At 35.7% G+C, this 19526-nt stretch carries 13 protein-coding genes; 11 read left to right on the top strand and 2 right to left on the bottom strand.

Annotation, left to right across the window (positions count from 1 at the left end; genetic code table 11):
- Positions 1–100 precede the first annotated feature (100 nt).
- Positions 101–4354 carry a GEVED domain-containing protein gene (locus P176_RS0112865; protein ID WP_026755085.1) on the bottom strand — a complete coding sequence of 1418 codons (4254 nt, stop codon included), beginning with the start codon at positions 4352–4354 and terminating at the stop codon, positions 101–103.
- Positions 4355–4725: 371 nt separating this feature from the next.
- Complete coding sequence (locus P176_RS0112870; RefSeq protein ID WP_026755086.1) at positions 4726–8517, bottom strand: T9SS type A sorting domain-containing protein; 3792 nt, start codon at positions 8515–8517, stop codon at positions 4726–4728.
- Positions 8518–9149: 632 nt separating this feature from the next.
- On the opposite strand from P176_RS0112870, the gene P176_RS20055 reads away from it, so the two are divergent.
- From P176_RS20055 to P176_RS0112925, 11 genes are all read left to right on the top strand, one after another.
- Positions 9150–9350, top strand: coding sequence for a hypothetical protein (locus tag P176_RS20055; RefSeq protein ID WP_051605488.1), 201 nt, complete (start codon positions 9150–9152; stop codon positions 9348–9350).
- Positions 9351–9368: 18 nt separating this feature from the next.
- Positions 9369–10247: a non-hydrolyzing UDP-N-acetylglucosamine 2-epimerase gene (gene wecB / locus P176_RS19460; protein WP_051605489.1), complete on the top strand. Its 879-nt coding sequence runs from the start codon at positions 9369–9371 to the stop codon at positions 10245–10247.
- A 306-nt stretch (positions 10248–10553) separates the two neighbouring features.
- The gene (locus tag P176_RS0112885; protein WP_026755087.1) at positions 10554–11024 is read left to right on the top strand and encodes a UpxY family transcription antiterminator; all 471 of its coding nucleotides are present in this window, start codon (positions 10554–10556) and stop codon (positions 11022–11024) included.
- A gap of 112 nt (positions 11025–11136) precedes the next feature.
- A complete protein-coding gene (locus P176_RS0112890) occupies positions 11137–12540 on the top strand; it encodes a UDP-glucose 6-dehydrogenase (RefSeq protein WP_026755088.1) in 1404 nt (467 codons plus the stop codon).
- Between the two features lie 63 nt (positions 12541–12603).
- Positions 12604–13314 (top strand): sulfotransferase, encoded by a 711-nt coding sequence (locus P176_RS0112895; protein ID WP_026755089.1) that lies wholly within the window; start codon positions 12604–12606, stop codon positions 13312–13314.
- A gap of 62 nt (positions 13315–13376) precedes the next feature.
- Positions 13377–14846 (top strand): lipopolysaccharide biosynthesis protein, encoded by a 1470-nt coding sequence (locus P176_RS0112900; protein ID WP_026755090.1) that lies wholly within the window; start codon positions 13377–13379, stop codon positions 14844–14846.
- A gap of 39 nt (positions 14847–14885) precedes the next feature.
- Positions 14886–15689 carry a hypothetical protein gene (locus P176_RS0112905; protein ID WP_037348937.1) on the top strand — a complete coding sequence of 268 codons (804 nt, stop codon included), beginning with the start codon at positions 14886–14888 and terminating at the stop codon, positions 15687–15689.
- Complete coding sequence (locus tag P176_RS0112910; RefSeq protein ID WP_026755092.1) at positions 15686–16756, top strand: DegT/DnrJ/EryC1/StrS aminotransferase family protein; 1071 nt, start codon at positions 15686–15688, stop codon at positions 16754–16756. The genes P176_RS0112905 and P176_RS0112910 overlap by 4 nt, the downstream gene beginning before the upstream one ends.
- Positions 16753–17424, top strand: coding sequence for a hypothetical protein (locus tag P176_RS19465; protein ID WP_051605490.1), 672 nt, complete (start codon positions 16753–16755; stop codon positions 17422–17424). Before P176_RS0112910 ends, P176_RS19465 begins: the two co-directional genes overlap by 4 nt.
- Positions 17424–18317 (top strand): glycosyltransferase, encoded by an 894-nt coding sequence (locus P176_RS19470; protein ID WP_051605491.1) that lies wholly within the window; start codon positions 17424–17426, stop codon positions 18315–18317. The genes P176_RS19465 and P176_RS19470 overlap by 1 nt, the downstream gene beginning before the upstream one ends.
- Positions 18314–19501 (top strand): SDR family oxidoreductase, encoded by a 1188-nt coding sequence (locus tag P176_RS0112925; RefSeq protein ID WP_026755093.1) that lies wholly within the window; start codon positions 18314–18316, stop codon positions 19499–19501. The genes P176_RS19470 and P176_RS0112925 overlap by 4 nt, the downstream gene beginning before the upstream one ends.
- The last annotated feature ends 25 nt before the right edge of the window (positions 19502–19526 follow it).

The following is a 19526-nucleotide window of genomic DNA, read 5'->3' on the forward strand; positions in this document are numbered from 1 at the left end:
AAAATTAAAACTCCATTTTTATAAGTGATTTGACGTGTATCTGTGGTTTACTATAATCTTATTTGTCTCAATCTAACTTGATATAAATACCTGTGAAAATTTATTTTAAAATAATCTTTTTACTAAGATTTGAATTTGTGTTACTTATTTTGAAGATATAGACACCCGCACTTAGATGGGATACATCAATGTGCTGTTGGTTTTTGTCTGGATTTATTTCAAAAGTATATACATTCCTCCCCTGAAGGTCTAATAACTTAGATTTTGTGTTCTTAGGAAGATTTCCATTGATAATTAGTTCTGAGTTTTGTTGAGAAACAATAATGTTCAAAGATTGAAAATAGGTTTCCATACTTGAAAGCACATCATTAGAAAACCTTAGGAAGAAGCGTCCTGTTCCATCCAAAACAGTCGTTGTAACGATAGAGTACTCATTTGTATTTAAAAGTGTTGATGTATTCTCATGATTGTCATCAAAGAATACTTGTGTGCCCAATGGCAGAGTAGAGCTGTCAATGCTAAAGGTCAATTGTTGACCCTGTACAGCTTCAACGCCTATTGGAATTGTAACGTCGTTTAGGTCTGTGAGGGCTAATGCCTGTATCGCCATGTTTCGTCCTTGGTTGCTATCTACAAGATGGGAATATACCATAAGCGGGGAAGCAAATGCACTCATAACCGCTGCATCATATCCTGGGTCAAGACCTTGGCTCGCATTTTCAGTAAAATAGATCTCTGTTGCAAAATCACTATTGCTATTGGAGATCCTTAAACGCAACATAAAAGTTTCATTGGAGTTTCTGTTATTTATTATAAAATCGTCGGTTCCGGTTACGGTAGCCATCTCAGGGTTGAATGTAACAGTAGTAGGGGTGTTGTTATCGGGGTCATGGGCAACAAAGAACCCTTGTCCTGGTGCTATGTTCACCTCGCTATTTGTCAATGCGTTAATAATCGTGAAATTGCCAATTGTTCCAGGGCCAGACATCGTGCCGCTGTTGTAACCGTAAATGGCAATGGCCTCATCATCTAGAGCGGCAATGTTGTTGCTGTTTAAGAAGGAGTCTGTCCCGTTTGATTTTATATAACTTGGGTAAGGATTTCCAATAAGGTTCCAGTTGGTACCTCCTTCAGGATAAGTAATGGTCATTGATGGACTTCCGGTCTCTATAGCTCCATTGAATGTAAGTGTTTGTCCTGTATTGGTGGCTGCCCTATAGCCTTTTCCACTAATCAATGTATTTGTGGAGCTTACTGAGAAGTTGGTGTATTGGCTTATCAGATTGTCAAATGGTGCCCAGGCATAGACTGTTCCGTTAGTAGGCAATATAGTTGAATTTGGAGATCCTTCTCCAAAAGTTAGGAAATTGTCAAAGCCAGGATCTGCTGATATGAGCGGCGCGGAAACGAGATCATTGCCTCCAGGGACACCTGAGGTTCCTATAACATTTGTATAGCGATTGTAGGTGATGTTTCCTAAGATGGATGCTGTACCATTAAGAATTAAGCCAGAATACAGATTGGCCGTAGATTGTAATATGGTATTCGTAGTTGTTAGTATTACGTCTTCTGAAATTGTCAATGTTGCTCCAGGATGTATTGTGATGTCATTGATTGTTAAGTCGGAATCAATTTCGGCGTTTCCAGATAAAATTTCAACAGTATCGATGAGTTCTGGGCTTTGATTATTGGGATCGTTAGGCAGCCATAGTCCATCATTAAAGGTATAGTTTATTGATTGTGGAACTTGAATGCCCATAAGTTTAAAATTATCAAAACCAGAATAGCCGCTACCTCCATTATTTCTAATGCTAACAGAAAGGCTAACGGTTGTGACGGTATCTGGAATGTTAACTGTTACAGATCCTTCGTCCGACTCGAAGTCTACACCTCCATCTACTAAATAGATGGCTCCTTGTGCAACACCGTCAAAAAACAATTCATATGTAGCATCATCAGAATTAGCATTATATCCCACAATATCCCAATCAAAAGATAATACAGCATTGTTAAATCCAGTAATATCAATTTCAGTAAAGGTTATTGTAGCAAAATCTGAAGTGCCACCATTGTTGTTTTCAAGATCATTCTCACCTAGTATATTGTTGGAGAAATTAGAATTGTCAATTGGGCTAGCGTTATTTATAGGTATGATGCCGTAGTAATCATCAAAACTAAAAGGATTTGTAAAAAACGGGATGCTTGTAGTATAGGTCCACTCCGGAGTTGTAGCATCAAAATCTTGTATGGCAATGGTGATAGGCCCAGAAACAACGTCAAAGGGTTCACTAGTTATATCAGGAAAAAGAACCTCGCTAGCGGTTAAAACGAAATCACTTCCTGTTTCTGTATGAACAAGATTATCAAAAGTAGCTACGCCATTGATACTAGTTTCAATATGTGGAGACTCAAATAGGCTTCCAGAAGATGATAGAACGATTTCAAGCCCGTCATAATCAATGTCGGTATTGCCATTGGCATCAGTTGCTGTAACTGTTACGGCTGGAGACATTGCAATGTTGGGAGCAACAGTTGAAGGTTGCTGCAAAAATATAATTTCGGTAGCATCAACGTCAATGGTATATAGATTACCAACAATGTCCTCAGAAGTAAAAGGATCGATAAAACTAGAGCCATTTTCGTCAGCTTCAAATCCACTAGAAGTTCTATTTATTTGAAATTGAATACGACTACCATCTACAATAGCTGTGGGGTTTAAATAAAAGCCTAGAAAGAATTCTAAAGAATTTCCGTCAGGTATCGAAATTGGAGTTGAGAACTCTAATATTAATTCGTTGTCTTCAATACTGACGGTTGGTGAATAGTCTACAGAATTTTCATCATATAGAGTAACTCCTTGAAGATGATCTGTCCAGTCAGCAGTATTGTTTTCTCCAGGTACAAATCGCATGGTAGTAATGTTCGTGGAAAGGTTGTCACCAGATGCTTGATCTTCCACAACAAAAGCCAGAGCGTCTTTAGAGGTTGATGGGGTAATAACATCTATAGCCGTGACTATACTTCCATCAATTTGGGTATTCAGAAAAACTTCTGTAGTAGCATCGTTTGTGTTGGCCTCAACGATTTGAATAGTATAATCTTCAATCTCACCGTCATCAGTTCCATCACAGGGTCCTGAAGGATCAGAACCATATCTACTAGCAATACGTATTCTCGTATCACCTAATGTTGCATTTGATGGCACTGTAATGCTTAACGGGCTCAAATTAGTAGGGCCATTTTCTGTTCCATTGGCATCACCTAAGTCATATTGTTCTGTGGTCTCATCAAAAATAAAATCTTGATTCCAGTCAATCCAAGCAACAGCGTGGATGGTATAAAGACCATCTGTATTCAAATTAACACTTAAATCATAGGTGCCATTCAATTCTACGGTAAAAACAGAGCTTGTAAAATCAATATAACCAGAGGGGGCATCTGCTCCAAACAAACTACTGCTATTGGTGGTATCAGCAAATGAAACTTCTGTAATTGAAGTCTCATAAGTGTTATTTCCCGTAACCTCGCAATAGCTAGGCTCAGTCACCTCACCATTTAAACTAAGGTCTTGCGGGTTGGCACCTCCACCGCTAATAATAAGATTTCCAGTGTAATTTGCCGTACTAAGATTTTCTATCAAGCGCACCCATATTGTAATTGCTGTACCATCAAAGGAAGATAAGTTAACTGTGTCGTTATACGAATCAAATTCTGAAGTAGAAACCTCAAAATTTGCTGGTGCGCCAACCATTACAGCGGTTCCATCAAGATTTGATCCTGAGAGCTCAAAGGATTTTGAAGGTGTTGAAGGTCCAAATCCCTCAAAATAGTCCAGTCCTGAAATAGAGGTTTCAGAAGACATTAATGAGGGAAGGGAAGATGATACATAAGTAACCTCAAAACTATCAACATAAATTCTTTTTCCGCTAGAGCTGTTTCTTTGAAAAAACTCAACTTCAGACAAGCCTGTAATTCCGCTTATCTCATAAGTATTAGTAGTTGAAAGGTTGGTTTGAGAACCGCCGTCAACAGTATATCCAGCAGGACCTGTGGTGCCCGAAGCGTTAACAACGATGTTAGTGATAGTAACCCCATTGTTGGCATATATTTTTATGGAGCCTCCCTTTGTTGCATTTTGGTATAATCTTAGCTGATTGCTATTTATTACAGGATTGGAAGTTCCACTGTTTTTGAATGCTCCAAATCCAATATTTGCATCCAAAGGAATGCCTGGTGAAGTTTGATTTAGTCCAGAGGTAGCTCCAGATGCTGAAAATTCATAGGTTACTGTGGTTTGCCCAAATGCAAAAAAAGCAATAAAAAAGCTAAGCGTAAAAAGGTAAAAGTGTCTCATTATCTATGTGATTTACTAATAGTTGTCATTTAAAATAAGCGTAGTAAACTTGGTAGATAGGGAGTGGCAATTTAGCTTGTAATAGGATCTTGGGCGTAAACTAAATATTAAGAGAATATTATAAAACTGTCTTTTTGAGTGTATATAAATGGACCTGATCTTTTAATTTGATGCATAAACATCTATTTTTAATTTCAATCTTATGCTATTTTACTATGAGGAATGCATATGTTTCTAAATAGAAGTGTTAAAGTAGGGCTAGACCGTTTCTTAGTATGGGTTTGAGTTTTGTGAAAATTTTATTGAAAAGAATAGCATAAAAAAAAGCGCACCGATTATGGTGCGCTTTTAATAATTGAGGGAGGCCTCTTTTATTTGATAATCACTTTTTGTGTTTTATCTTGTTTTGAATTGTTTAATTTAACAACATAAATACCAGTGCTTAGATTAGATACATCTATTTGATTGTTTGATGAACCACCATTTAATTGTGTTTTGAACACGGTGCGACCTTGGATATCATAAATAGTGACATTAGAATCTTCTAAAAGTTGGCCATTAACAAAAAGGGATCTATTGTTTGTAAATACCTCAATGCTGTTTACGGTATTATCAATTGTAGACAACGCTTCATTTGATGTTCTCAAGAAGAAACGCCCTGTTCCATTTATTGCGCTATTAGCTGTGAACGTGTAGTCTCCAGTATTAAGCAATGTAAATGTATTGGTTAGGTTGTCTTCTAAATAGATGTCTATATTTTCATCTAAGGTTGATTCACCTATACTAAATGTAACTTGTTGTCCTTGAGATGCTTTTAGTCCTAAAGGAATGATTGCATCGTTTAAGTCCTCATTAGACAAAGATTGAATCATCATTGATCGACCATTGTTTTCCTCAACTAAATGCGAATACAAATAGAAATTAGGAAGGCCTATGGTCATTAAGGCAGCATCATAACCAGGATCTAAGCCTAAACTTGAATTATCATTAAAGTAAAAATCAGTATGGTACGTTTTGGAGTTACTAGTCACATTTAATTTCAAATGTGAATCTACCGCATTACGTCCTAAAATAAAATCATCGTTAGATGCTACAGTTATCATATCTGGAGTAAATAGAATGGTTCCATTGCTTTCAGCAAAAATCAGAAAGCCTTGACCCGGTGCAATATTGTTGGCTGAGTTCATGTTTGCTAAATTGATAACAGTCCATCCGTCCTGAGCTGACCCATCATAGCCATAGATACCAATACCTTCTTCATCCATGATGTTTTGATTACTTTGTAAAGATAAAAATACAGCGGGATCTATAAAACTCGGATAAGGATTACCAATTAAGTTATAAGAACTTGTGCTGTTTAAGATAGATACGGAAACATCTCCAGTCGCAACATTTCCGGTAAAGGTAAATAGGTCGCTCGTTGTACTGCTAGAAGCAGACCGGTAACCTACACCTGGCGTTAGAACTTGATTGTCATTGGCACTAGTCCAATTGATGTAACCGGGTGTACCAGTATTGTTATATGGTCCGAACAAATAATATGTTGTAGGGTCAGTACCAATGGTTCCTGATGGTATGTTATTACCGTCTGTAGTTCTAAAACTTCCAAAAGTCTGCGATAAGCTTGTTAAAGGAGCAGATATAAGGTCATTGCCACCAGTGGTACTTCCTTGCGGCGCTAAATCATTTACATGTCTATTATACTTAAGAGTTCCTGTACCTTCAATACTTCCATTTCTTATATCTAAGCTAGAATAATTTTGCGAATTGGAATCCAAGATAAGCTCATCAGACACATTAAGTATCGCATCATTACTAAGTGTTAGAGATGCACCTGGTCTTATGTTTACAACATCAGCCATAGTGCTAGAGTCTGAAAACACGATATCACCGGTGTTGATCTGTATTAGATTTCCATTTGCATCTGATCCTTCTGGACTATTTGGAGACCAATTAGTACCATCGTAAGTGTATAAAATATTGACAGACGTATTGAAGGTAACCTTGATGTCATCTATAGCGAACTCATCATAAGAAGCGCTGTCTCCATCTGTAATTCTCCATCTCATATAGAAAAATCCATTATCGTCATTTGGAATATTTAATCCAGTTATAATTATAGTACGGTCATAAGCAACCCATCCTTCGGTATCGGCAGTTGAGGGCGAAACGACGGCTTGATTTGTTAATGGTGTATAAGAGCCTGCATTAGATGTACTATAAGCGAATCTCAAAGTATTGCTGGCGTTTTTATCATTATTAACATAAACCGTATATTGAAGCAGTACACTAGTCACTTCACTTCCTGTGACGTTTCTCGCTCTTAAGGTTGCATTTCCTGGAGTAAATACTGTATTATTAGGCTGAATTCCAAAAGCATAATTTTGAGCCCCAGCATTATCATTATTATCAATATCAAAAGCATGGAACCCACCTAGATCTGTGTCTCCTTGACTAATTCCTCTTGTAAAAACCGCATTAGTATTGGATTGATTGAAAGTTGAGGCGCCTGTCGCCGTTGTTGTTGATAATGACCAGCTATTAGAATCTAATTGGCCAAGACTTGGCGAAGTTACATTACCAGCACCTGCATAGGCACCATTATTAACGCCATCAACAGTATTGTCAAAGTTCACACGGTACTCTGTGTTGATTTGAGAAATTTGCCAACCCGCACCAGTAGGTGCAATAACATTAAAGCTGGAACTTTGAGAAGAATTAGCTAATGATCCTCCCGATGCAGATAGGGTATACCCTGAACCGCCAGTTTGAAATATGAGATTATTAAAGATAGCTTGACCAGAAACCGCGGTAACCGTCTTTGTTGCGGCACCTGCAAATATACCTGCAGTAGATGGAAGCAAAGTGATGTCTGAGTTAAAATCTAAGTCAATGTTTCCATTGCTGTCTTGAGCTCTTACAGTAGGGCTAGGAGACATTACAGTGTTCACAGAAACTGATGTTGGTTGGTTATTAAAAGCCAGAACAGTAGCAGTTACTAATATCTGATTGTCATCTGCAACAAGTGGGGTAGATGCGCCACCTGCGTTGGCATTAGTAAACTGAGAACTGTTAGTTCCTGTACTGGCAGTATTTACTGTTAAAGCAATTTTTTGATTGTCAGTTACTGTGGATTGAAAAGTTGCGTAAACAGAAAAAGTTTTTGATCCGTTGTCTAAAGCAGTTAAGCCTGCACCACCATTAATTGCAGAAAAACTTGTGGTAGCATTTACTGAAGTCACCTCAGAAACATTAGTAGAACCGTCAAAAATAGCTAAAGCGGCTAAATTTGAAAAATTAGAGACATTAAAGCTAATGTTGGAAAGATTAGTGTTGAGATCATCATCGTCAGTTAAATCGTCTCCACCATCTTGTATGGTAAACTCACCTATTTTTATAGAGTTAGCTTGAGTTAATCCAGAGGTGGCCGTTTTTGTTAAATAATCTGTAATTGCTGATGGATTGTAAGAGGAGGCTATGATATTAGACTCGGCAGTAATAAGTACATCGTCAAGAGGGTCACTTACAGCACCAAGCACTCTTACTCCTGGACCAGATCCATTAGTCGTATTGATACCAAATGCGTCCCAGCTAGATATTGGAAAAATTCGAAGATACGCAGAAGCATTTTCACTACTACCTCCCCAGGCATACATTCTAAAAGTGATTGTACCTGCATCTGCTGTAATAACATTAAAACCGTTAAAGGTTTTAATCATATTGTTAAAATTGCTGTTGTATCCTAGTGAAGAAGTGCTAGATGAACTTACAGGGATTCCCGCTGTAGCAAAGTTATCCAAACTATAGAAAATTCGGAACGCTGTAGGGCCATTGGCGCCATTTCTGGCTAAGGCAATACTCACTTCAGTTGCATTAATTGAATAACCGGCGTCGGCAGATAGAGACCAGGATAAATATTCATCATTAGCAATCGCCGCCGCCTCGCTAGTAGCACCAAGACCTCCCCAAGTGTAACTATCACCAGTTTGTGGTCCAGCTAAAGTTCCGCTACCTCTTGTAAAGCCTACGCCTTGAGTGTTGGCTGGAGACCCAGTGTTTGTAATGTTTGTAGTAAGTGTTGCATCTACGACTAAAACAGTAGACTGCGCAAAAGACATAATGCCAATACTAAAACAAATTAGTATTAAGTAAATTTTTTTCATGATAGTAAAGATTCTTATTCGATTAAAGGCTTATTCCCAGCAAAGATATATGGCAAAAGCTTTACTTTTAGAGAAACCCTAAAATACTAGTTGTTAGTATTTAATTCTTGACTAAAACCTCGAAAATGTAAGAAAATACATAATTAAAATTGTGTTTTATAAATTTTTAAATCTAAAACGTATAAAGCACTGATTTATAACAATAAAGCACGCTGCTTTGTGCCTTTTTTAGAAGAGGCGCCAATATCACTGTTGCTCATATGATTAACTATAATTAAGTTTTGGTAGAACCAATTAAGAAGTTCATATGCTTCGCTTATTTTTAAGCGGTATGTTAGCATACTACAAAACTCTAGTGATTATGCCATTGCTTCGCCCAATCCTATTGCAAAATAGTGAGCAACAAAAAGCTTAAGACCAGATGGTTTCTATATCTAAATATATAACGACCAAGAATATAAAACATCTCTATGAAGACCTAATCTTTACTTATGATGAATTGATAATAAGTATTTTTAGAATTTGGGATGTTACAAAATGCTATCCTATATTTGTTTATCATAATTTAAAAAATGAAACCGTCCAGTATAACTAAGCGCCTTGAGTCCTCTCTCTATTAAATTTAAATCATTTTGAAAAACTTACTTCTTGTTGTTGGTACCCGCCCAAATTATATTAAAGTCACACAATTTAAGAAAGTGGCTGCAGAGCAATTCCCTGGTCAGTTTGATGTAAAAATTGTTCATACAGGTCAGCATTTTGATGAAGCCATGGCAGATGTTTTTTTTAAGCAATTGGATATTTGGCCAGATTTTTTCCTTAAAATACCTTAAGCATCAGCAAACATACAAATGGGTGAAATCATGATTCGTTTAGAAGAGGTCATTGCCAAAAAGTTTCGCCCTGATGTCATTTTAGTCCCTGGAGATGTCAACTCTACTTTAGCTGCGGCTTTAACGGCGAATAAATTGGGTATTCCATTAGGGCATTTAGAGAGCGGCTTACGAAGTTTAGATAGAAGCATGCCAGAAGAAATCAACCGTATTTTGGTAGATGAAATCACCGATTTGTATTTTGTGACAGAGCAAAGTGGCTTAGAAAATCTAGTAAAAGAAGGCAAGCCCCAGGATACCATTCACTTTGTAGGAAATACTATGATTGACACCTTGGTTGCTTTTGAAGATGAGATTGCTTCTCAGCCCGTGCTTAAAGACTATGCGTTAGAAAATGACAACTTTATTTTGGTAACCATTCATAGGCCAGCTGCGGTTGACCATAAAGAGGGCTTGATCAAGTTAGCAGATCTGTTGACTCAGTTGCAATTTGGGAAAACTATTGTTTTTCCGATGCATCCAAGAACCCGTAAGAATATTAGTAAGTTTGGACTTCAACAAACGTTTGATGCAATCGATAATTTATTAATATTAGACCCCTTAGATTATTTTAGCTTCCAAAGTCTCATCCATAATTGTTGTTTAGTGTTAACTGACAGTGGAGGTATTCAAGAGGAAACCACGTTTAAACAGAAACCATGTCTCACCTTAAGACCAAATACTGAGAGGCCAAGTACTATAGATATAGGAACAAATACACTGCTAAATTTTAATATCGCGCAAATTTTAGAAGAAATAGAACTTGTCTTTAATGGGGGTTACAAAAAAGGTCAAGTGCCTAAATTTTGGGATGGTCAAGCAACACAGCGTATTTTAAAGGTGCTCTCAAGCATGTAGTATTTGTTATGACAGTACTCTTAGATAGACATGTTTTTGTGATGATTTAAATAGTAGCAAACTCAATTTGATGAAATTATCGTTGTTGACAAATCACCATTAAACAATCAAAAAAACTTGTGCATTTCTTTAAAGTGAGTACTTTTGCGTTTAATTATAATCAGCTTGATAATAGGTTTCTTCATGTGCTCTAAAAAACCTTCATCTCTTTCATATCAGTATGTTAGAATTTTGATGGGTATAGTCATATATCCGGACATATATCCGTTTTATTCACAATATCATAGATAATTTAAAAACCAGTAGATGGCTTGGCACGTGCTATATACCAAATCCCGTAACGAAAAAAAAGTCGCAGATTTGTTAGGGAAATCGGGGTTGGAAGCGTATTGTCCAGTGATTGAGCAGGTGAAACAATGGTCTGATCGAAAGAAGAAGGTCACTGTCCCATTGATTAGTTCATACGTATTTGTTAATATTGAAGAAAAAGACAGGGATAAGGTGTTTCTTGTCCCAGGAGTAGTGCGCTATCTCTTTTGGTTGGGACGCCCCGCTATAGTAAGAGATGAGGAAATTATAGCTCTAAAAAAAGGATTAAAAGGAAGTCTGTCTTCAGTAGAGGTTTCAGATTTCAACGTTGGAGATGTGGTCCCTATTCCAGAAGGGCCCTTTAGGGATAAGGAAGGGACAGTCAAAACCGTAACTAATAATAAATTACAGCTTGTGCTAAAGGAGTTAGGTGTATTAATTACCTTAACCAAAGAAACCAAGTTGTAAAACTATAAATACAGTTTATGATGAGCTTGTTAGACCAAATTATGGGACTGACCAAGCGAAGCTGTGTTTTGGGTGTATTCAATTAAGATCTAAGTTCATAAATTTAAAAATAATGCAAAAAATAAAAAACATTTGTTGTATTGGTGCTGGTTATGTTGGCGGCCCAACAATGGCAGTGATTGCGCAAAAGTGCCCAGAGATTAATGTGACGGTTGTTGATATTAATGAAAAAAGGATAGCAGCTTGGAATGATGAAAATGTAGAGAATATTCCTATTTATGAACCAGGCTTGTCAGATGTGGTTAAAGAGTCTAGGGGTAGAAACTTATTTTTCTCAACGGACGTTGATGCGGCTATAAAGAATGCTGAAATGATTTTTATATCTGTAAATACGCCAACTAAAACTTATGGTGTAGGTAAAGGTATGGCAGCAGATTTAAAATGGATTGAGCTTTGTGCAAGGCAAATTGCAAGAGTATCTATCACCGATAAAATTGTTGTTGAAAAATCAACCTTACCCGTAAGAACTGCAGAGGCTTTAAAGAGTATTTTAGAAAATACCGGTAACGGGGTTAAATTTCAAATACTGTCAAATCCTGAATTTTTAGCAGAAGGTACGGCAGTGGAAGACCTCATGGATCCAGACCGTGTACTTATTGGTGGCGATATCGATACCGAAGAGGGAAGAACCGCAATCCAAACGTTGGTAGATGTGTATGCGCATTGGGTCAATAAAGAAAATATTTTAACCACTAATGTCTGGTCATCAGAGCTTTCAAAGCTCACAGCTAATGCCTTTTTAGCCCAGCGGGTATCAAGCATCAACGCTATGAGTGAACTCTGTGAAAAAACAGGAGCAGATGTTAACGAGGTAGCTCGTGCCATTGGGATGGATTCCCGTATAGGTTCTAAGTTCTTAAAATCTTCAGTTGGTTTTGGGGGCTCTTGTTTTCAAAAAGATATCCTGAATTTGGTATATATCGCCAAGCGTTTTGGATTGCAAGAGGTGGCAGATTATTGGGAGCAGGTTATAATTATGAATGATCATCAAAAGAGACGCTTCGCAATGAATATTGTAGAATCCTTATTTAATACCGTTTCCGGAAAGAAAATTGCACTTTTAGGATGGGCATTTAAGAAAGACACAAACGATACTCGAGAATCTGCAGCCATCTATGTAGCAGATTATTTGCTTAATGAGCATGCTGAGGTGGTGGTTTATGACCCAAAAGTAAAGCCAGAACAAATTTACGCAGACTTAGACTATTTAGGAACGCGTACCGAAGAGGAAAATAGAGCGCTTTTAACCGTAGTTAATGAACCTTATAAGGCTTGTAAAGAAGCTCATGCCGTTGCGATACTTACAGAATGGGATGAATTTAAAGCTTATGATTGGCAACACATATACGATGCCATGCTAAAACCTGCTTTTGTATTCGACGGCAGAAATATTTTGGATATCAATGACTTAAAACGGATTGGATTTGTAGCTCACGGGATCGGTATGACCCAATAAAAGTGTTATGGGATTAAAATATTCTTTGAAATTACTTTTTTATTATATGGAATACTAGAGGTTATGAATTTTTTACAAGTTAAAATGGCATGTAAAAAAGTATTTCAGGCGATTAATATTCAAAGAAAGCCTTTAATATTTTGCATTTCCTTTCAGAGAACGGGTACTACTTCTGTTGGGCGTTTTTTTCATGATCATAATTTTAGTGTAGCAACTTCTCATACATCCGTAAAGAATGGTTGGACTTCAAATTGGTTTAAAGGGGATTATAAGAGTATTTTTAATTCTTTAGATTTTAAATCAAATCAAGTATTTGAAGATGACCCATGGTGGTGTTTAGATTTTTATAAATTTTTATTTCATCGGTTTCCTGGCTCAAAATTCATCTTGCTAGAACGTGACCCAGATAAATGGTTTAATTCAATGATGACTCATTCTGACGGAAAATCCTTAGGAAATACATTCATACATTCACATCTTTATAGAAGAGAAAAGGAATTTTATAGTCTTTCTACTGATATAGAACTGTATAATAAAAAAACAGATAATTTACTCAAACTTTCCGAAGAACATAGAGCACACTATATTGAAATTTATAAGTTGAGAATTCGGGAAGTAAAGGACTTTTTTAAATATTTTGATCAGGATAGACTGTTTTGTGGAGATCTTGAAGATTCTGAGAAATGGAAGAAAATGGGCTCGTACTTTGGATTTAGGGTAGAGCCCAGCTATAAAGTTCATATAAAGTCACCGATCATCCCACAAAATGAATGAAATTTTGTGTCAAATTAATTTATCATCACAAGTGTATTTTGTAGAGTGTATTATTTTAGATAATGTCAGATAATTTAGGAGCTAGATCAACTATTGCCTTTGGCTGGGCCCTGGGAGGTCAATTTTCCAATCAGATCATTGGTTTTGTAATTACTTTAGTACTGGCAAGACTTCTCACACCAGAGGAGTTTGGTCTCGCTAGTTTGGTGATGGTGGTAAATCTTTTTGGTCAGATTTTTATAGATGCTGGAATTTCATCAGGGTTGATCAGGAAAAAGGAACTTAATAATACTGAATTATCCAGTTTTTTTTTCCTTAATATTTTTGTAGGGCTCTTGCTCATGTTTTTGGTATATGTAACCAGTGCATACATCGCTTTACTTTTTGAAAGCGAATCTTTAAGGCCTTTATTGCAACTGAGTTCGCTTCAGTTTTTTATTAGTTCATTGGGATTGATGCCTATGATTTTTTTAAAACGTGACATCAATTTTAGATTTTTATCTCAACTAGATGTCGGTATAAATGTGTCCTCTGGAATAATTACCATATTATTGGCATATGGCGGCTTTGGAGTATATAGTCTCATTTTTCGAAGTATCATTAGCGGTATTTTAAATGCTAGTTTTTTGTGGCGACAAACTTCCTGGAGACCTTCATGGGTTTTTTCCTATGAGAGCATTAAACCAACTTTAAATTATAGTACTGGCATTTTAGGTTTGGAGATAGTGGGAACTTTATTTGATAATTTTAGTACCATATTAATAGGAAAGGTTTTTTCAGTATCTACCGTTGGTATTTATAATAGAGCCGCCAATACAAGAGGCTTAGTATTAAAGAATTTTGGACCTTTGTTTAATAAGGTGTTTTTTCCAGTACTTTCCAAAATACAGGATGATGAAGTACGATTACAATCCTATTACCTCAAAGCAATTCAAATGGTATCATTGTTAGTCGTTTTTGCTATGGCCATGCTGTTTTTATTTTCTGATACCTTGATATATTATTTGTATGGAAAACAATGGATGGGGTCTGCTCCAATGCTTAAAATATTGGCTATTGCAGGTTTGGTACTACCAATCAGCAATATAAACTTGAATCTTTTTATGGTTAAGGGAAAATCGAGATTTCTTATGGGTTTTACAATGGGCAAAAATATTTTTGGTACAGTTGTTATGCTTGTAGCAATTAAATTTGGGATGACGTATTTTTTGTATAGTTTGGTGTGCATCGCATACATATTCTTTTTTTTAAACATATTTGTGGTTTATAAAAAACTGAATTTTCCAATACAACCTCAAATCACGGCATTCACTTCTAAACTTATTCCAGCGCTTATACTAGTATCGCTCATAGAATTATTTATTTTGCCAAATGAAGTATCCTTGACTTATACGCTTCTTATTGCCCCAATATTCAGTAGCTTATATTTTGTAATCGTTTTTCTAATAGATAAGGAGCTTTATTTTTTAATTAAAAATATGATTACCCCTAAATTTATACAACTAAAGGCTAAGTTATCACGTCTTTTTTAAAATAAGTTTGAGGTATAATTCAAAATATCTGAATACAATATGATTATCACAAAAGATTTCGTTTTTATACACATGCCAAAAACTGGAGGAACCTATGTGCATGGAATATTTAAAAAGATTATAGCCGATTTTAAGAGAAAACATCCAATTAAATGGTATGTCAATAGAATGGGATATAGATTGGATTTTTTAACACCGTTTTATCAAAAGTTAAATGACGTATCTTATGATGAATATCCAAACGACAATACGATCGGGCAACATGCTGGAGTGTCTTTTATTCCTAAAGCTTATAAAGACAAGCCTGTCATATCGGTAAAAAGAAACCCAATAAACAAATTTGTTTCTGCATATTATTTTAAGTGGTGGGAGCGATTTCCGAGTTTGCCATTAAATCAATTAAAAAAACTTTTTCCTCAGTTTCCTGAAATTTCAATAGAAGAATATTTTGAATTGTCTTATAACTGCGAGATGAAACACTTTTTTAAACAAGATTACAGAGATGATATTGGTGTTTTGTCTTGGCAATTTATTAGAATGTATGCATCAGATCCATTGTATGTATATAAGAATATTTCCAAAGAGAATTATTTAGAAATTATAAAAAATTATTTTGTTCAAGTTGAATTTTTTGAGATGGAAGATCTAAGTCCACAATTCGAAAGATACATTAAGTCCACAATTTTTTCTGAATATTCTCATTATTTTAAAACAGAGGAGCGAATTTATCCTCCAGGATCTAATCCTAAAAAGAGACCAGAATATATTTCAGATTTGTTAAAAAATAAAATAAAAAACAAAGAATGGATTTTGTACAAGTTCTTTCCAGAATATAACTTATGATACCAGTAACTCAACCCTTTTTACCACCAAAAAATGAATTGTACGCTCTACTAGATGAGGTGTACGATAGAAATTGGCTCACAAATAATGGCCCATTAGTAAATCTTTTGGAGGCAGAACTCCCAAAATATTTAAATTATAAAGGACATTTTAGTTATGTCAACAATGGTACTATCGCGCTGCAAATTGCGATAAAAGCTTTAGAACTTACGGGGGAAGTTATCACAACCCCTTTTTCTTATGTAGCTACTACCAGTAGTATTGTTTGGGAAGGCTGCACGCCCGTATTTGTTGATATTGATAAAGCATCTTGTAACATCGACCCTAAGTTAATAGAAGCTGCTATTTCATCTAAAACATCCGCTATTTTAGCAACCCATGTATACGGTAACCCTTGCGATGTTGAGGCGATAGATAGAATTGCCAAAAAGCATGATTTAAAAGTGATTTATGATGCTGCCCATTGTTTTGGAACAATCTATAAAGGGAGATCCATATTTGAATATGGAGATATAAGTACCACAAGTTTTCATGCCACCAAGTTATTCCATACGGTAGAAGGTGGAGCTATCTTTACCAATAACAATGAGTTGGCACACAAAATAAGTTACATGCGTAACTTTGGCCATAATGGCCAAGAAGCATTTTGGGGTGTAGGGATTAATGGTAAAAACTCTGAGTTTCATGCAGCCATGGGAATTGCTAATTTGAAGCATGCAAATAAAATTTTAGAAAAAAGAAAAGAGCAGTGGTTAAGGTATAGGGATGGCTTAAGTTCTAGACTAACAGTTTTAGAGCTTATTGATGAGCCAGGTTTCAATTTTGCTTATTTTCCAGTGTTTTTTAAAACGGAAGCTGAGTTGCTAGAGAAGAAAAGGGTGCTAGAAGCTAATCAAATCTATTGTAGACGCTATTTTTATCCAAGTTTAAATACTTTAAATTATACAAGCCAAAAGGAGTCTTTTGAGGTTTCTGAAACAAGTTCAAAAGTGGTACTGACTTTACCTCTTTATGATAAGCTGAGTAAGGAGGACCAATTGTTAATTATAAAAATTCTTCTCAAATGAAAGTTGTAAATATAGTTGTGTTTTGTGCAGGACCTCAAACGAGGGTCATTATTGATATCTTGCAAGACCAACCAGAATACAACATTGTGGGTGTTATTGATTCGGTACAAGCCATTGATAGTGAATTTTATGGGTATAAGGTTATAGGCAGGCAAAATGAGTTAGAGAGACTATCTCATGCCTATAATTTTCACTCTGGCATCGTTGGTTTGGGCGATAATTATTTGAGAGAAAAGGTGGTTTTGGAAATTGTAGCACAATTAAAAGACTTTAAGTTTATCAATGCCATATCTAAATTTTCTTATATAAGTCCGACTTCAAAAATAGGTGTGGGGAATGTTATTATGCCAGGAGTTGTTATCAATTCGGAAGCACTTATGGCTAATCACTGTGTCATCAATACAAATAGCTCTCTTGAACATAATAGTGTCATGGAAGATTTCTCCTCTTTATCTGCAGGTGTTACTACTGGTGGCTATTTTAATTTAGGACGATATTCAGCAATTACCTTAGGTGTTGTAATAATGGATAGAGTTTCGATTGGAGAGAATGTCGTTGTGGGCAGTAGTTCTTTAGTAACTAAAGATTTAGAAAGCCATGGACTTTATTATGGATCTCCAGCAAAACGAATTAGAGAAAGAAAACCTTTTGAAAGATTTTTGAAATAATGCAACAACCAATCGTATCAGTTTGTGTAATTACTTATAACCATCAGGCTTTTATAAATCAATGCCTAGATGGTATTATCGAGCAGCAAACTAATTTTGATTATGACATTGTAATTGGTGAAGATTGTTCTACTGATACTACAGCTTCCATTATTAAAGAATATGCAAGAGTACATAAACATATTAATTTTTTGGACAACTCAAAAAATTTAGGTGCAATACCTAATTTTATTAGAACCTTAAAAGCTTGCAAAGGAAAATACATTGCATTTTGTGAAGGTGATGATTATTGGATAGATAGGAATAAGCTTCAAAAACAGGTGGATTTTTTAGAGCAACATCCAAAATATGGCGGTGTTTGTGGAGAAATTATAAGCAGGGATGTAGACAATCAAATTGAGGAAAGTCATCCACTCAAGCAAGAAGGAATTATTACTTTTGAGGAGATTATCGTAAAAAACAAAATTCATTCAAACACAATTCTATTCAGAAGCAATCTTTTAAATGTAGAAGATTTAAATGCAATAATGGAAATTTCAGTTGGAGATTGGTATCTCCATTTATTAGTGACCAAGAAAAAACCTTATTATTATTTACCTGATTATTTTGCGCTTTATAGAATTCATGATTTAGGAATATTTTCAAAAAAATCAGATTTCTATAAATCTTATCAGAAAGTACGACTTTTAAATATTTTTTTAAAGAACGAATGTGATTCACAAAATTCTTATTTAGTTAAAGAATCATTGCAATATCAAGTTTTTCAAGCCTTAAAAGAATCAACTAAAGAAGATAAAAAAGAATTGAAAGAATTATTTTCCATACTTCTCAATCATAAAATTTTAAAAATGAATCGCTCTGTTATTGGAGGTGCAATCAATTTAATAAAATGAAATACTCTGAAATCGAAGTTGGCCAAACAGCTGAAGTTGTCCATACCTTAACAGCAAAAGACATTTATAATTTTGTAGAATTAACAGGTGATGACAATAGATTGCACGTCGACGCAGAATTTGCAAAAAACACGTCTTTTAAAAAGCAAGTAGCGCATGGCATGTTGGGTGCATCCTTTATTTCAACAGTCATTGGGACTAAATTGCCAGGAGATGGTGCATTATGGTATTCGCAACATCTAGAATTTTTATTACCTGTGCGAATCGGGGATACCATCACTGTGATTGCAGAGGTCATAAAAAAATACGATCGTGACGAAATCATTGAGCTTTCAACAAATATTTTCAATCAAAATAAACAACAGGTAACCAAAGGGGTTGCCAAGGTAAAACTTGTTCAACATTCGCAAAACGCACCAGCAGAGATTGATGAAATGACTGAAAAACCTCAAAAAGTAGCTCTTATTTTGGGCGCTTCTGGCGGAATCGGCTTAGAAACAGTGCATGTTTTGCTTAAGGAAAACTGGAAAGTTATTGCCCACTACAATTCTTCATCTCAAGACTTGCTAAAATTAAAAAAAGAAGCATCTGATAATCAATTATTGTTGTTGAAAGCCAATTTGGATCAAGATGATTTTGGTATGGTCTTTTCTCACTTTTTGGAACGATACGAACTAAAAATAGACGCGCTTGTAAATTCCCTGTCAGCACCTATTCCAATAATCTCTGTAGAAAAACTGGAATGGACTGACTTTTTAAACCAATTGGATATTAATATAAAGATTCCTTTAGCCATCATTCAAAATTGCCTTAGCAAATCACTCTTTAACAATAACGCTTCTATCGTGATGATTTCGTCACAAATTGTGGAACATCCTAGTAACAACTGGTCTCACTACATCACTGCGAAATCGGCCTTGCAAGGATTTGTAAAATCAATGGCGTTGGATTTGGCAGTTAAGAAAATCAGAGTAAATCAGGTGTCGCCAAGTCTTACACCCACCAATTTAGTGAGTGAAATTCCAGAAAAAATAAAACTGCTTACCGCAGCAAAAACACCACTTAAACGTTTAGCCGCACCAAATGATATCGCCCAAGCGATTGTGTTTTTGGCAGACTCATCTAAAAGTGGATTTGTAACAGGAGAAACCATCCGCATTAACGGCGGCCAAGTGATGTGGTAACCTTTAAATAAGCAAAAAGCATAAG

The sequence above is a fragment of the Sediminibacter sp. Hel_I_10 genome (assembly GCF_000688335.1).
Lineage (GTDB): Bacteria > Bacteroidota > Bacteroidia > Flavobacteriales > Flavobacteriaceae > Psychroserpens.